Origin of the sequence: Peteryoungia aggregata LMG 23059, assembly GCF_030814435.1 — a bacterium.
Lineage (GTDB): Bacteria > Pseudomonadota > Alphaproteobacteria > Rhizobiales > Rhizobiaceae > Allorhizobium > Allorhizobium aggregatum.
This window is the reverse complement of record NZ_JAUSUW010000006.1, coordinates 167014-180874: the sequence shown is the minus strand read 5'-3', so window position 1 is coordinate 180874 and position 13861 is coordinate 167014. Positions and strand designations below refer to the sequence as shown.

At 61.1% G+C, this 13861-nt stretch carries 16 protein-coding genes; 8 read left to right on the top strand and 8 right to left on the bottom strand.

Annotation, left to right across the window (positions count from 1 at the left end):
- The first annotated feature begins 146 nt into the window (after positions 1-146).
- The 4 genes from J2045_RS12120 to J2045_RS12105 all read left to right on the top strand — a co-directional run bounded on the left by J2045_RS12120 (position 147) and on the right by J2045_RS12105 (position 3955).
- Positions 147-413 (top strand): usg protein, encoded by a 267-nt coding sequence (locus J2045_RS12120; RefSeq protein WP_307373022.1) that lies wholly within the window; start codon positions 147-149, stop codon positions 411-413.
- 138 nt (positions 414-551) lie between these two features.
- The gene (locus tag J2045_RS12115; protein WP_166599642.1) at positions 552-1364 is read left to right on the top strand and encodes a class I SAM-dependent methyltransferase; all 813 of its coding nucleotides are present in this window, start codon (positions 552-554) and stop codon (positions 1362-1364) included.
- A gap of 207 nt (positions 1365-1571) precedes the next feature.
- Positions 1572-2984: a hypothetical protein gene (locus J2045_RS12110; RefSeq protein ID WP_307373020.1), complete on the top strand. Its 1413-nt coding sequence runs from the start codon at positions 1572-1574 to the stop codon at positions 2982-2984.
- A gap of 101 nt (positions 2985-3085) precedes the next feature.
- The gene (locus tag J2045_RS12105) at positions 3086-3955 is read left to right on the top strand and encodes an NAD(P)-dependent oxidoreductase (protein ID WP_166599640.1); all 870 of its coding nucleotides are present in this window, start codon (positions 3086-3088) and stop codon (positions 3953-3955) included.
- Between the two features lie 27 nt (positions 3956-3982).
- Here the strand turns inward: J2045_RS12105 and J2045_RS12100 are convergent, their stop codons facing one another.
- The 3 genes from J2045_RS12100 to J2045_RS12090 form a co-directional block, all read right to left on the bottom strand.
- Entirely contained in the window at positions 3983-4471 is a 489-nt protein-coding gene (locus J2045_RS12100) for an Lrp/AsnC family transcriptional regulator (RefSeq protein WP_102020303.1), read from the bottom strand.
- A 65-nt stretch (positions 4472-4536) separates the two neighbouring features.
- A complete protein-coding gene (locus J2045_RS12095) occupies positions 4537-5181 on the bottom strand; it encodes a uracil-DNA glycosylase family protein (RefSeq protein WP_307373329.1) in 645 nt (214 codons plus the stop codon).
- Between the two features lie 36 nt (positions 5182-5217).
- Entirely contained in the window at positions 5218-5790 is a 573-nt protein-coding gene (locus J2045_RS12090; RefSeq protein ID WP_307373019.1) for a thermonuclease family protein, read from the bottom strand.
- A 118-nt stretch (positions 5791-5908) separates the two neighbouring features.
- On the opposite strand from J2045_RS12090, the gene J2045_RS12085 reads away from it, so the two are divergent.
- Positions 5909-7444: a sensor histidine kinase gene (locus tag J2045_RS12085; RefSeq protein ID WP_307373017.1), complete on the top strand. Its 1536-nt coding sequence runs from the start codon at positions 5909-5911 to the stop codon at positions 7442-7444.
- A gap of 4 nt (positions 7445-7448) precedes the next feature.
- Here the strand turns inward: J2045_RS12085 and J2045_RS12080 are convergent, their stop codons facing one another.
- On the bottom strand, positions 7449-7871 hold the full coding sequence (locus J2045_RS12080; protein WP_307373015.1) for a diacylglycerol kinase: 423 nt from the start codon (positions 7869-7871) through the stop codon (positions 7449-7451).
- Positions 7864-8886, bottom strand: a complete 1023-nt coding sequence (gene cobT / locus J2045_RS12075; RefSeq protein ID WP_307373327.1) for a nicotinate-nucleotide--dimethylbenzimidazole phosphoribosyltransferase — start codon at positions 8884-8886, stop codon at positions 7864-7866. The genes J2045_RS12080 and cobT overlap by 8 nt, the downstream gene beginning before the upstream one ends.
- A 123-nt stretch (positions 8887-9009) precedes the next feature.
- On the opposite strand from cobT, the gene cobS reads away from it, so the two are divergent.
- The 3 genes from cobS to J2045_RS12060 are packed head-to-tail and all read left to right on the top strand — an operon-like array spanning position 9010 to position 10750.
- Entirely contained in the window at positions 9010-9795 is a 786-nt protein-coding gene (gene cobS, locus J2045_RS12070; protein ID WP_307373014.1) for an adenosylcobinamide-GDP ribazoletransferase, read from the top strand.
- Positions 9796-9830: 35 nt separating this feature from the next.
- A complete protein-coding gene (locus tag J2045_RS12065) occupies positions 9831-10052 on the top strand; it encodes a DUF1289 domain-containing protein (RefSeq protein WP_307373013.1) in 222 nt (73 codons plus the stop codon).
- On the top strand, positions 10049-10750 hold the full coding sequence (locus tag J2045_RS12060) for a TIGR02281 family clan AA aspartic protease (RefSeq protein ID WP_307373324.1): 702 nt from the start codon (positions 10049-10051) through the stop codon (positions 10748-10750). The genes J2045_RS12065 and J2045_RS12060 overlap by 4 nt, the downstream gene beginning before the upstream one ends.
- 11 nt (positions 10751-10761) lie before the next feature.
- Here the strand turns inward: J2045_RS12060 and J2045_RS12055 are convergent, their stop codons facing one another.
- From J2045_RS12055 to J2045_RS12045, 3 genes are all read right to left on the bottom strand, one after another.
- A complete protein-coding gene (locus J2045_RS12055; protein WP_166599632.1) occupies positions 10762-11523 on the bottom strand; it encodes an ABC transporter permease in 762 nt (253 codons plus the stop codon).
- Positions 11520-12446 (bottom strand): ABC transporter ATP-binding protein, encoded by a 927-nt coding sequence (locus tag J2045_RS12050; RefSeq protein WP_307373012.1) that lies wholly within the window; start codon positions 12444-12446, stop codon positions 11520-11522. Before J2045_RS12050 ends, J2045_RS12055 begins: the two co-directional genes overlap by 4 nt.
- An 80-nt stretch (positions 12447-12526) precedes the next feature.
- Positions 12527-13849, bottom strand: a complete 1323-nt coding sequence (locus J2045_RS12045) for a response regulator (protein ID WP_307373010.1) — start codon at positions 13847-13849, stop codon at positions 12527-12529.
- Positions 13850-13861 lie beyond the last annotated feature (12 nt).

Sequence of the window (13861 nt, the reverse complement as noted above, 5' to 3'; positions counted from 1 at the left end):
CGCGCGGCCGACGCATCATTAGCACTTCCTTCACCACGTGATGTTTCCATGGTGACAGGGCCCGCGTTGGTCGCGGCCCCGGTCGGTCGCGGAAGCGATGACACCGTCCGCGCCGATCCCATGCCACGGGATACGGACGAACGGACATGAACAGCGAAATGGAACTGATGCTCAAGGGTTACGGGCTAACCACCGCCCAGATCATCTACCGCCTCCCCGATCACCCTTCCCTGCTCCAGACCTATATCTGGCAGCATTACGATCTCGCCCCCGACTTTCCAGAGATGCGCGGCTTCCTGCGCTTCTGGCAGGACAAGATCGAAGGACCGCTGCATTCGGTGACCTACGTGCACAAGAAGATGATCGCGCCGACCGAATGGCGGTCGCTGAAGGGTGAATTCATCCTCCACTGAGGTGGCACACGCCAGAATCGGAGGTCTGCGGCCATACTGCCGAACGAGGCAGCTCCCTTTTCATTGCCAATCCGGACCCGACCCGCTAGACGACCGGCAAAGGCCGCTCGCATGCGGCCGCAAGAACAGGAGGCCCGGATGGCCAAGATCGACGAAGAAGCACTGGCGGAAGCCTATAATCGCGCACTTGCCCTGGAAAAGGCCGGCGACATCGACGCTGCCGTGAAGGCCTATGAAGAGGTGCTGGCGATCGACCCGGACGATCACGGCGGCGCCTCCGTGCGCATTGCCGCCCTCGGTCGCGGCGAAGCGCCACCCAAGGCACCCGACGCCTATGTCGAGACCCTCTTCGACCAGCATGCCGAGGCTTTCGAGGACATTCTCGTCGAACAGCTCGGCTATACCGTGCCGATGATGGTGCGCCAGCGCCTGCAGGCGCTCGGGCTCGGCCCCTTCAAGCGCCTCCTTGACCTCGGCTGTGGCACAGGCCTCACCGGCGGCGCGCTGCGCGACATGGTGGCCGACATGACCGGCATCGACATCTCGGAAAAGATGGTCGAGATCGCCCATGAAAAGGATCTCTACGAGACCCTCTATGTCGCCGAACTCGAGGACTTCCTCGAAGACAATGATGATGAGCCCTTCGACCTCGTCACAGCAACCGATGTTTTGCCGTATCTCGGAGCCCTCGAACCGCTGTTTTTCGGCGCCGCCGAGAACATGTCGGACGGAGGCCTCTTCATCTTCTCTTCCGAAACCATGCCGGAAGAGATCATGGCAGACCGCCCCTTCCTGGTTGGCCCTCATCAGCGCTTCGTTCATGCAGAGACCTATGTCCGCGAGCGTCTGGCCGCCACCGGCTTCGAGATTGTCGAGATCGGAGACATCAACGTGCGCATGCAGGACGGCAACCCGTCACCGGGGCATCTGGTCGTGGCGCGCAAGATCTGACACAAACAACCTTATGATTGCATTATGCAATCTATGAATGCTTATATATCGTAGCCAGCAACCCCTGGAACCTGTAAGATTGCCAACGGGGAACAGGGGGGCTGTGCAATGGAGTCGGGCAATTTAGGAATTTCGCTAATTAACGCTTTCGGCGACCTAGTCACTACGGTAGGCCCGACGAACGGCTACGCCACGCTGGTGGCAGTCTTGACACCACTGGTTTTCGTCTATGCGCGATACGAGATGCGGCTTCGACGCCTGCTGATCATCCGTGACTTCCTGATGTCCTTTCCGTCGACAGCGGGCATCGGCCCGGGCGGCCGGGGAAACGTCAACCCATCCGTAGAATTCGTCCGGTCGAAGTATGTTCAGGATCTGCGGTTGGGTTCCGAGGATCAGAGGAAATTCGACGAATTGTCCCCCGCCGAGCAGATCAACTTCATCATCGAACGGATAGGGTTTGCAGGTTGGAGCGATTTCAGGCTGCTGATCGCCTCTATCGGGATGGTGGTCGTTACCTATTACGGAACGGATGCCCTTTTGAAGGGTATCGGCATGAGCCTTGGCAACTCCACCTGCATCACCGGCGGCAACGGATGCAGCGAGCGGTTTTATCTGATTGCTGGTCTTGCCTTCGCCGGCGCCTACCTCGCAGCCATACGAGGCTTTATGCGCGGCCTCGCGGTCTTCGATCTGTCAGCCTTCACCTTCGTGCGGTACACGGTGGAGACGATCGTCTCGGTGATCTTCATCCTGGCCCTCTACTACGCCATTCCCGATCCGAGCCTCGGCCTGACACTGGCAGGAGCGGCGACGGCACCGGACGCCCAGAACGCGGCCGCAACGAGCATCCCGGAGGTGTCGCGAATCTGGCTCATTCTCGCCCCGGTTCTTGGATATATGCCCGACAGCGCGTCAAAATTTGCCCTGTTGCGCCTCCAGTCGCTGATCTCCTGGGTCAAGATGGACGACGACCGCTTCAACAGGATCACGCGGATCACCCCGCTCGATGCCCTTGACGGCATCGACTACGCGACACGTTTCCGGCTGCAGGAATGCGGCATCTATGACGTCCAGGGGCTCGCCACCTACAACCCGATCATGCTGCACATCGAATCGCCCTACGGCATCTACCAGGCAGTCGACTGGATCGCGCAGGCGCAACTGTGTCATCTCGTTGGACTGGAAAAATTCCTGGTGCTTCGGGAAATGCAGATCCGCACCATCTTCGACCTAGAGCGGGCAATCGATTATAACCAGCTTGGCCGCGTGGATCGTGACAGTCCCGAGGAGTTCGACCTGCTGCTCGCGGGCATACTCGTCGCCCCTACCCAGAACCTGCGCGACATCTGCCACCTCGGCGGAGTGAGCCTGCTGATGGTCGATGGGGTCAGCGTCAAGGCGGCGCAGAATCCGGATGAATTCTGCCGCTGGTTCCGGGAGAAACTCGGACTGACCCCCTCCGAGATCAAGATCAGGGTTGAACACATGATGGGCTGGATCGCTGACGACCTGCATGTCCGGCGCCTTCGACGCATCTGGCAGGAGATATCCGATTCACTGGGCGAACGCTCAAAACGCCTCGACGGAGAACAGTCGACTGCCTCTGTCGTCGAATGAGACACCTGCAGGCGCGAGGAGATTGGACACGACCTTTTCCGATCGCCGTCCTTGCTTTATGCCTTTCCGCTCGTTCGTGGAAAATGGCAGAGGCAGGACATATGGCAAAGGTCGCATTCATCGGATTGGGCGTGATGGGGTTTCCCATGGCCGGTCACCTGAGGGTCAAGGGTGGCCATGAGGTCAAAGTCTATAACCGCACGACCGCCAAGGCTGAAGACTGGGTCGCGAAGTTCGGCGGCAGCTATGGCCTTACACCGGCAGAGGCTGCCGAGGACGCCGATTTCGTCTTCACCTGCGTCGGCAATGACGATGACCTGCGCTCGGTCACAGTAGGCGAAAACGGTGTCATCGCCGCGATGAAAGCGGGCGCCATCCTGATCGACAATACGACTGCGTCAGCCGAAGTCGCCCGCGAACTCGCCGATGCGACGGCGGCCAAGGGCTGCGGCTTCATCGACGCCCCCGTCTCAGGCGGTCAGGCAGGCGCGGAAAATGGCGTACTCACCGTCATGTGCGGCGGCGAACCCGAGACCTTCGACAAGGCACGGCCGGTGATCGATGCCTATGCCCGCATGGTTGGCCTCATGGGTCCGGCGGGTGCCGGCCAACTGACCAAGATGGTCAACCAGATCTGCATCGCCGGCCTTGTCCAAGGCTTGGCGGAAGGTGTGCATTTCGGCAAGAAGGCCGGCCTCGACATCGAGAAGGTCATCGAGGTGATCTCGAAGGGGGCCGCCGGCTCCTGGCAGATGGAAAACCGCCACAAGACCATGAACCAGGGCAAATACGACTTCGGCTTCGCCGTCGACTGGATGCGCAAGGACCTCGACATCGTGCTCACCGAAGCACGCCGCAACGGCGCCAATCTGCCCGTAACGGCCCTGGTCGATCAGTTCTATGGCGAGGTGCAGAAGCTCGGCGGCCATCGCTGGGACACGTCGTCCTTGCTGGCCCGCCTGGAAAAATGAGAAGCGGAGGGAGCGCAGCTGCGCCCCTCAGTCTTCCTGGGACTTCTGGTTATCGATCATCATGTAGTCGAGCGGCAGCTCGGTCGTGTACTTGATCTGCTCCATGGCAAAGGCCGAGGAGACGTCGCGGATCTCGATCTTGGCGATCATCCGCTTATAGAAGGCGTCATAGGCTGCGATATCGGGCACGACGACCCGCAGCAGATAGTCGACATCGCCGCTCATCCGATAGAATTCGACCACTTCCGGAAATTCCGACACCACTTCCGAAAAGCGCTTCAGCCATTCGATCGAGTGGCTGGAGGTTCGGATCGAGACGAAGACGGTCACCTTCGTATTGACCTTGGCCGGATCAAGCAGCGCCACACGGCGACGGATGACCCCGTCCTCCTCCATCTTCTGAATACGGCGCCAACAGGGCGTAGTGGAGAGGCCAACCTTCTTCGCGAGATCCGCCACGGCCAGTGTCGAATCTTCCTGGAGGATGCGGAGAATTTTGCGGTCGAGGCGATCCATGACAAGTCCTGTAAAACTGATTTTCCTTGATATAGCGGATTTGTTAAAAATTATGGAAAATCATTTCAGCCTATCAACAGCGAAACTTCCCGCCGCAGGACAGGAAGCACCTCTGCCTCGAACCACGGGTGACGCTTGAGCCAGCCGGTGTTGCGCCAGCTGGGATGCGGAAGCGGCAGCATGCGCGGCCCCGGACGGCTCGAGAGAAGAACGTCCCGCCACTGCGCTACCGTCTCGGTCATCGTCTTGCGCCTGACGGGACCAAGGTGCCAAGCCTGGGCATACTGCCCGATCGCCAGGATGAGCTCCACCTGGGGCATCGCATCCATCACGGCCTGGCGCCAGCGTGGCGAGCACTCCCGCCGCGGCGGCAGATCGTGGCCATTTTCGTCATAGCCGGGGAAGCAAAAGCCCATCGGGGCGATGGCGAAGCGTGAGCGATCATAGAAGATCTCACGATCGACGCCCAGCCATTGGCGCAACCGGTCACCCGATACATCATTGAACGGAACGCCGGTCTCATGCACCCTGAGCCCGGGCGCCTGACCCGCGATTAACACCCGGGCCGTCGCCGAGAGATAGGCAACTGGCCGAGGTTCATGCGCCATGCGCCGCTCCAACCCACCCGCCGGACAGTCGCGACAGATCCGGCAGCGGGCGATCGCATCAGACAAGGCATCGATCGTCGACGGCAGATCAGCGCGTGGCATCGATGGCGGCGCGGGGCCCTCAGCAGCCATTCTCTCTCATTCCTCAAACCACTTCGAAATCCATCGGGGCAGCAAGGTCTGGACCCAGCTCGCGAGTTCCGCTTCCTCGACCTGCCTTTGACGACGCCAGTCGGAGGGACGCTCAAACGCCCCGCCCCAGATCCCCTCGCCCCGCCGCCGGGCCTCTGCCTCGGCGGCGATATATCGCCCGTCGGCAACAGCCACACCCGAAGCAACCAGAAGCGCCCCCAGATCATCCTGACCACGCCTGCAGATTACCAGCAGTCGGTGATATCGATCTCGATGCGCTCCGCTACACTCCCATCCACCTCTCGACACCAGGCCCCAAAGCGTCCGTTGCGCTTCTTCCCCACAGGCATAGGTTACCCCATCCGCCGTCTGGCAGCCCTGCCCCAGTTCAGGTGCATCGAGACCGTCGATGCGGAGCCGCTCGCCATCAGCGCCCAGCGTATCCCCGTCGATCACCCAAAACGGCCCACGAAACCGCTGCGCCTGCTCGTTTTCGAGTTTGGCGACAATCAGCAGCGCCAGCGACACCATGGCGAGACCGACCGCCAGATCGCGCAGACGCCGCAGCCTCTTGGTCACATTCCCACCCACTTCGCCAATGAATCCTTTTCACACATGGCAAACAAATCCTTCCCCGACAGGATCTTCTTAAGAATTGGCCGCTAGGGTTCACCAAGGCGCGGAAGACTGCAACGCAATGAGTGATGGCGTAGACACATCGGCGGACAAGAATGTTTTGGACCTGACGCGAGGCCATCGCAACAGGGCTACAACGCGTGCCGTACGCGCCACCCGTGAACGCCTGCAATCCGGACAGGGCAGCTCTCCAGCCTTCGACGTGGAAATTCTCGGCATGCATGTGGCCGCCTCCCTTCAGGGTGCAGCGGTAATCCCTGTCATCATCCTGCTGATCGCCGGCTCTGGTGCCTATTTCACGTCGCAACCGCACTTCCTGATCTGGGGCCTTTTCGCGCTCACAATGCATGCAATCGGCATCATCGTCGTCAAGCGGGCCTCCCGCAGCGAGATCACGCCGGAGAACCAGGGCAACTGGCGCCGCATCCTGCTGCTGTCGCAGGTCGCCATGGGAACCTCCTGGGCGATCTTCGCGCTGCAGGATTGCTCCACCTGCAATCCGACCTCCTTCATCTTCTACAAGGGCGCAGTCCTCCTTGTCGCCCTCTCGATCACTGCGATGGCCAGCATGCTGTTGCGCCAGGCTGTACTCTTCAGCTTCCTGCCGACTGTTGTTGCGCTCACCTATGTCGCCACGGTCAGCCGCGACATGTTAGACCTCGGCCTTACCGCCGTCTTCACCACCGCCCTCATCTTCTTCATCTATATCACCAGCCGTCTGCATCAGGCCAATCTGAAACTGCTCTCCTTCCAGACCGAGAAGGACGACCTGATTGCCGAGCTGGAGGTGGCAAAGTCTCTGTCCGACGAAGCCCGCCGCCGCGCTGAAGAAGCCAACATGGCAAAATCGCGCTTCCTCGCCTCCATGTCACATGAATTGCGCACGCCGCTCAACGCAATCCTCGGCTTTTCCGAGGTGATGGCGACCGAGGTCCTGGGGCCGCTCAACAACCCGCTCTACAAGGAATATGCAGGGGACATCCACCGCTCGGGAACCCATCTCCTGGAACTGATCAACGAGATCCTCGACCTGTCGCGGATCGAGGCCGGAAAGTACGAACTGAGCGAGGAGAGCGTCTCCCTGCTCGAGTTGACCGAGGACTGCATCGGCATGATCCAGCTGCGCGCAAAGTCGAAGAGCATCCGGATCGAGGAACAGTTCGAACGCAACCTCCCCTCGCTCTGGGCAGACGAAAAGGCGTTGCGTCAGGTGATCCTGAACCTCCTGTCAAACGCCGTGAAATTCACCCCTCAGGGTGGCGAGATCATGGTCAAGGCTGGCTGGACCGCCGGCGGCGGACAATACATCTCCATCCGGGACAACGGCCCCGGCATCCCCGAAAATGAGATCCCGGTTGTGCTCTCGGCCTTCGGCCAGGGCTCAATTGCCATCAAGAGCGCCGAGCAGGGCACCGGCCTCGGCCTGCCGATCGTTCAGGCGATCCTTGCCAAGCATGGCGGTGAGTTCAAGCTCAAGTCAAAGCTGCGCGAAGGCACGGAGGTCATCGCCATCCTGCCGTCGACCCGGGTCCTCGAAAGCCTGCCGGCCGTAACCGAAGCAAAAGCCGTCGAGCCCCGTCGTCGCCAGTTTGCCTGATCAATCAGCCGAAGAAGACCCTGCTGATCACGACATAGGCGCTGAAGACGCCGTTGGCGATGATCAGACAAAAGACCGCGAAGGATCCGAGATCCTTGGCATTGCGGCCGACCGTGGAAATCTCCGGCGAGATTCGATCCACCAGCTCCTCGATAGCCGTATTCAACGCCTCGACGCAGAACATGAGCAGCATGAGCACGATGAAGCCCATGAACTCGAACAGGCTGGCACCGACAAGCGCAAAGATCACCAGACCGGCGCAAAAGGCCAGGAGTTCATGCCGGAAGGCCGCCTCCTGTATGAGCCGCCGAAACCCCTGCGCCGAATACTGTCCGGCGGCGAATAGGTGGGCGATGCCCGTCTTCTTCTGGATTGCTGCGGATGCCAGTTTCTCGGCCGGCGTCGCCTTGTGGTTACGATCAGTCATGCGACTTGTTGGATACCCCAGCCTGTTCGAAGGTGGCCATGCCGGAATGGCAGGCCGCCGCAGCCTTGACGATGCCGGCCGCGAGTGCAGCACCGGTTCCTTCCCCGAGGCGCATGCCGAGAGCCAGAAGCGGCGTCTTGCCGAGCCTCTCGATAGCCCGCAGATGGCCCGGCTCACCCGAAACGTGACCGATCAGGCAGTGGTCGAGCGCGGACGGATTGGCTGCCTTGAGGATCGAAGCCGCAGCCGTGGCCACATAACCGTCAATCAATACCGGGATCTTTTCCATACGCGCGGCAAGGATGGCACCGGCCATCGCGGCAATCTCGCGCCCACCGAGACGGCGCAGCACTTCGAGCGGGTCGGAAAGATGTTCCTGGTGGAACGCCACGGCCTGCTTCACCGCCGCCACCTTGCGCGCCAGCACTTCACCCTCGGAGCCGGTACCAGGCCCCACCCAGTCTTCCGCCTCACCGCCATAAAGCGCCAGATTGATCGCCGCAGCGATCGTGGTGTTGCCGATCCCCATTTCGCCAATGCACAAAAGATCCGTTCCGCCGGCAATCGCCTCCATGCCGAAGGCCATGGTCGCCGCGCAGTCGCGCTCCGAGAGCGCTGGCTCGCAGGTGATATCGCCGGTCGGATAGTCGAGCGCCAGGTCGAAGATCTTGAGCCCAAGGTCATGGGTGACGCAGATCTGATTGATGGCCGCACCGCCGGCCGCAAAGTTCTCGACCATCTGCTGGGTCACCGACGGCGGGAACGGCGTGATGCCATGCTTGGTCACCCCGTGATTGCCGGCGAAGATCGCGACAAGCGGACGGTTCACCGCCGGCGCACGGCCGCTCCAGGCGGCGAGCCACATGGCGATTTCCTCAAGCCGACCCAGCGCCCCGGGCGGCTTCGTCAATTGCCTGTCACGATCGCGGGCAGCCACCAGCGCTGCACTATTGGGGCCCGGCAGATCGCGCAGCAGGGCGCGGAAGTCGTCGAATGGCAGGCCGGTGACGGTCATCAATGGGGCTTCCTTGTATTCTTCCAGCAAATCAGGCTTTGTGGCCTCTCTCATAAAGACCGGACCCTTGCCGCTCAACTCAAAAAACGACGCAGGCGGTCGAGGACGAAACGGAAGAGGACCATGCAAGTCGTGCAGAACCTTGTCGAGGATACGGCGCGCGCAATTTCCTTCCTGAGCCGCCTGCCGGTGGCGGATCGTTTTTTCGCCGGCCATGACGGCAGCCTCCGCCGCACGGTGGCCGCCTTCCCCCTGGCCGGCTTCGTCATCGCATTGCCCGCGGCCCTGATCCTGGTCATCCTGTCCGTCTCCGGAGCCGATCCTGTCCTCGTCGCGCTCATCGTGATCACGCTGCAGATCATGTTGACGGGTGCGCTCCACGAGGATGGTCTGTCGGATACAGCAGATGGACTGGGCGGGGGCCGCAGCCGCGAAAAGGCTCTGGCGATCATGAAGGACAGCCGCATCGGGACCTATGGGGCGCTCGCCCTGATCCTGACGGTTGCGATCCGCGTGGCGACGGTAGCGATCCTGATAGGGGAAATGCCACCGCTGGCAGCCGGGCTGAGCTGGTTGGCAGCGGCAGTGTTGAGCAGGACGCTGATGGTCTGGCACTGGTCATCCCTGCCTGCCGCGCGTCCCGACGGAGTGGCATCGGCCGCCGGCAAGCCAGATCCCGACGCGACGCGAACGGCTTTCACCCTCGGAGCAACGCTCACCGCAGTGCTTTGCCTCTCTGCACTGCCCGTGCATGCGGCACTCCTCGGTGCGGTTTTTGGCACAGGCATCGTGGCAGCCTTCACCACGCATGTCCGCAATCGGCTTGATGGCCATACCGGCGACACGATCGGTGCAAGCCAGCAGCTCTGTGAGATCGCTTTCCTCTTGACCCTTGCCATCATAGTTTAGGAACCCGATATAGGAGCGAAACCAAAGGGCTCGCAATGGAATCCCCCTGCATCCTCATCTGTTCGATCGATGACAAGACCGGCTATTGTTTCGGCTGCGGACGCACCCGCGACGAGATCGGCCTCTGGACGACCTATACCAGCCTGGAGCGGCGGACCATCATGGCCGACCTGCCGGCACGTCTCGAAAACGTCGAACGCAAGCCTCGGCGCGAGACCCGCCGGACACGCATGGTGCGAGAGCGTGAGGGCGGCTGATGCGCTTCATCGTCGGCCTCCTGATTCTCGCCATCGGCCTCGCCATACTCGTGGTCAACCATGACACCGGCCAGAGCTTCGGGATCGACAATGACGATTTCGGCCGACTGGTCGTTGCGCTGCCCATCCTGCTGATGATCTCGGCCGGGATCGTGCTCGGTCGCCGTTCCTTCGGCCAGGGACTGCGGCGGATGGCCATCTGGGTTCTCATTGCCCTCGCCCTGGTCACTGGCTACCTCTATCGCGGAGACTTCCGCAGCGTCGGCGAACGTCTCGTGGCGGGCCTGATGCCTGGCCGCGCCGTCACTGTCACCACGCAGGACGGCCAGGCGGAAGTCATCCTCCACAAGGTTCTGGGCGGCCACTTCGAGACCTCCGTCGATATCGGCCCAGTCTCGGTCCCGGTATTGATCGACACCGGGGCGAGCTCCGTCGCGCTGCGTTTCGAAGATGCCGTGCGCATCGGCATCGATCCTGCGGACCTGCGCTTCACTCGCACCGTGCTGACAGCCAATGGCCGGGCGTCCGCCGCACCCTTGCGCATCCCGGAACTACGCCTCGGCCCAATCGTGCGGACGGACATTGAAGCCGTGGTGCTCGAAGAGGGGCGCCTTGACCAGAGCCTGCTCGGCATGAGCTTCCTCTCGACGCTGAGCTCGCTGCAGATGCAGACGGACGAGCTGCGCCTGCGCGACTGAACCACGTCGCTTCAGGGTCTAAGCTTGTAGCCGGTCTTGAAGATGAAGCCGAGGAAACCGAGGCAGGCGGCCAGGAAGATCCCGATCATCCCGACACTGATCAGGGGATGCACGTCGGAGACCTCGAAGAAGCTCCATCGGAAACCGCTCACCAGATAGAGAACCGGATTGAGATGGCTGACCGCCTGCCAGAACGGCGGCAGCATGTCGATCGAGTAGAAGGTGCCCCCGAGGAAGGTCAGCGGCGGCACGACCAGCGACGGCACGAGGCTCAACTGCTCGAAATTCTTCGCCAGAATCCCGATGATGAAACCCGCAAGGCTGAAAGTGACCGATGTCAGAACCATGAAGAAGAGCATCAGCACGGGGTGGGCGATCTGCAGGTCGACGAAAAACATGGCGGTGACCAGGATGATGAGCCCGATCATCATGCCTTTTGTCGCTGCAGCTCCGACATAGCCGATCAGGATCTCCGTCATAGCGACGGGCGCCGAGAGGATTTCGTAGATGGTCCCCGTGAATTTCGGGAAATAGATGCCCGCCGAGCCGTTCGAGATACATTGGGTAATCAGGGCGAGCATGATGAGACCCGGCGTGATGAACGCGCCATAGGACACGCCGCCAATCTCCTCCATCCGCGAACCGACAGCCGCCCCGAAGACGATGAAGTAGAGTGCCGTCGACAGGACCGGCGAGATGACGCTCTGCAGCAGCGTCCGTCGCATCCGCGCCATCTCGTAGACATAGATGGACTTGATCGCTTCGATGTTCATGCGGCTTCTCCGATCAGCGAGACGAAGATGTCTTCGAGCGAGGTCTGGCGTGTCGACACGTCGTCGAAGCGAAGGCCTGCGGCATTCAGTGCCTGCAGCAGACCGGCAATCTGCCCGTTGCCGCTCCCCAGTTCATAATCGTAGACGAGTTGCCCGCCACCTTCCCCAAGCGAAAGCGAAAAGCCAGCAAGGCTCGCCGGGATAGCCTCGATGCGCTCAAGCAATTCGATCGTCATCTGCTTGCGACCGAGCTTGCGCATCAGGGCGCTCTTTTCCTCGACCAGCAGAAGCTTGCCCCGGTTGATGACGCCGACACGATCGGCGATCCCCTGCGCTTCCTCGATATAGTGTGTGGTGAGGATGATCGTGACACCCGTGCGCCGCAGTCGCTCCACGAGTTGCCACATGTCCTTGCGCAAGGCGACGTCCACACCCGCCGTCGGTTCGTCGAGAAACAGGATGCGCGGCTCGTGCGACAGCGCCTTGGCAATCAGCACCCGCCGCTTCATGCCGCCCGACAATTCCCGCAGCGCATTGTTGCGCTTCTCGTAGAGGCTGAGATCCTTGAGGATCTGCTCGATATAGGCCGGGTCGGGCTTCTTCCCGTGCAAGCCGCGGGAGAAGCTCACCGTGTTGAACACGGTTTCAAACATGTCCGTGGTCAGTTCCTGCGGCACAAGGCCGATATCCGCCCGCGTCTTGCGGAAATCGCGAACCACATCGTGACCGGACACGGTCACCTGACCGCCACTCGGATTGGTCATGCCGCAGATGATCGAAATCAGCGTCGTCTTGCCCGCACCATTGGGACCGAGCAGCGCGAGAATTTCGCCCTCTTCGATATCGAAGCTGACATTGTCGAGTGCCTTGAACCCGTTGCCATAGGTCTTTGACAGAGATTTGATCGAGATGATGGGAGCCATGAGGACACTCTGGATTGTCGGGAGGTCACAGGGATATAGGGACCCGCCACTGGCGGGACCAGAGCGCAGGATGCGCGATATCAGGACAGCATCGTTTCCGAATAGACGCGGTTCCGACCGTAGCTTTTCGCCAGGTAGAGCAACTGGTCAGCGGCGGCGAGATAATTGCTGAAGCTCTCGCGGCCGGCGATCTCCGCGAGGCCGATGGAGATCGTCACGTTGATGTCCCGGTCATCGAACGCGACACGCAGCGATGCAATCTCGGCCCGCAGCGTTTCGCAAAGCTGCGCACCCTCCGCGATATCGACGCCCAGCATCAGCACGCTGAATTCCTCGCCGCCCAGCCGTGCCAGAAGATGGCCACTGCCATCGAGCCTGCGTGCCAGCTTTGCACCCACGGCCTGCAGAACCCGGTCGCCGATCTCATGGCCATAGGTATCGTTGAGCTTCTTGAAATGATCGATGTCCAGCATCGCAATGCAGCAGGATTCATTGCGTTCCAGGCGGCCAGCAACTTCCGCAGGCCCCTCGTCGAAGAAGTATCGCCGGTTCGGCAGCCCCGTCAGGTAGTCGCTGAAGGCGGCCACCCGCAACTGACGCAGTTGTGCAAGCGTCTCGATGTTGTGCTGGATCCGGCACTGCAATTCTTCGATCACATAGGGGCGATAAACGAAGTCGTTTGCACCCGCCTTCAGGAAGCTGGCTGACAGGAGGCGGTCGGCCGAAGAAGAAATACCAATGATGCGCAACCGATCGCTGCGGTGCTCCCGCCGAATGCGGCGTGTCAGCTCATAGCCGTCCATGTCCGGCATGTGATAATCGGTGACAACAAGCTCTATATGCGGTTGCCGTGTCAGGATACCGAGGGCCTGGTGGCCGGTCGATGCTTCGTAGACTTGAAACTTCTGCACCCGGAGAAGATCCCCGAGCATGGTTCTGGCCGAAGGCACATCGTCGACCACAAGCACGCCGACGTCACGATTCCCCAGAAGGCGCACGACGGAGGAGACCACCAGATCAATGGCCCCTTCGTTGTTCTTGACGTGATAGTCCGCGACGCCTTTCTGCAGCAAGCGGTCACGCAGGTCGCGGTTGAAGTCCGCCGTGAACACGATGGCCGGAATGCCTTCGGCGATCACCGCGTCCAGGACCTCTCCGTCGGCAGCACCCGGCAGGTTCAGATCGACAACAGCGACATCGAACGTCTCCTTGCCGCGCATGACTTCGTGAAAGACATCCGCAGACGCACACTGAGTGACCTTGCAGAAGTAATCGCTTTCGAGCCGGTGGCGCATGACCGAGGACACCGACCGCGAGTCCTCGATGATCAGGATGCGTCCCTGCTCCGCACGGCTGCGACCCGTCGATGGTTCCCGCGCCAAAATCTGCTCTGAAAAATACATGAACTACCTGCT

Coding starts and splice junctions, on each gene's coding strand:
- J2045_RS12105 (WP_166599640.1), top strand. CDS start 3,086: ATGGCAAAGGTCGCATTCATCGGATTGGGCGTGATGGGGTTTCCCATG.
- J2045_RS12050 (WP_307373012.1), bottom strand. CDS start 12,446: ATGGCTCCCATCATCTCGATCAAATCTCTGTCAAAGACCTATGGCAAC.
- J2045_RS12045 (WP_307373010.1), bottom strand. CDS start 13,849: ATGTATTTTTCAGAGCAGATTTTGGCGCGGGAACCATCGACGGGTCGC.
- J2045_RS12085 (WP_307373017.1), top strand. CDS start 5,909: ATGAGTGATGGCGTAGACACATCGGCGGACAAGAATGTTTTGGACCTG.
- J2045_RS12100 (WP_102020303.1), bottom strand. CDS start 4,471: ATGGATCGCCTCGACCGCAAAATTCTCCGCATCCTCCAGGAAGATTCG.
- J2045_RS12055 (WP_166599632.1), bottom strand. CDS start 11,523: ATGAACATCGAAGCGATCAAGTCCATCTATGTCTACGAGATGGCGCGG.
- J2045_RS12080 (WP_307373015.1), bottom strand. CDS start 7,871: ATGACTGATCGTAACCACAAGGCGACGCCGGCCGAGAAACTGGCATCC.
- J2045_RS12065 (WP_307373013.1), top strand. CDS start 9,831: ATGGAATCCCCCTGCATCCTCATCTGTTCGATCGATGACAAGACCGGC.
- cobT (WP_307373327.1), bottom strand. CDS start 8,886: ATGACCGTCACCGGCCTGCCATTCGACGACTTCCGCGCCCTGCTGCGC.
- J2045_RS12115 (WP_166599642.1), top strand. CDS start 552: ATGGCCAAGATCGACGAAGAAGCACTGGCGGAAGCCTATAATCGCGCA.
- J2045_RS12095 (WP_307373329.1), bottom strand. CDS start 5,181: ATGCCACGCGCTGATCTGCCGTCGACGATCGATGCCTTGTCTGATGCG.
- cobS (WP_307373014.1), top strand. CDS start 9,010: ATGCAAGTCGTGCAGAACCTTGTCGAGGATACGGCGCGCGCAATTTCC.
- J2045_RS12120 (WP_307373022.1), top strand. CDS start 147: ATGAACAGCGAAATGGAACTGATGCTCAAGGGTTACGGGCTAACCACC.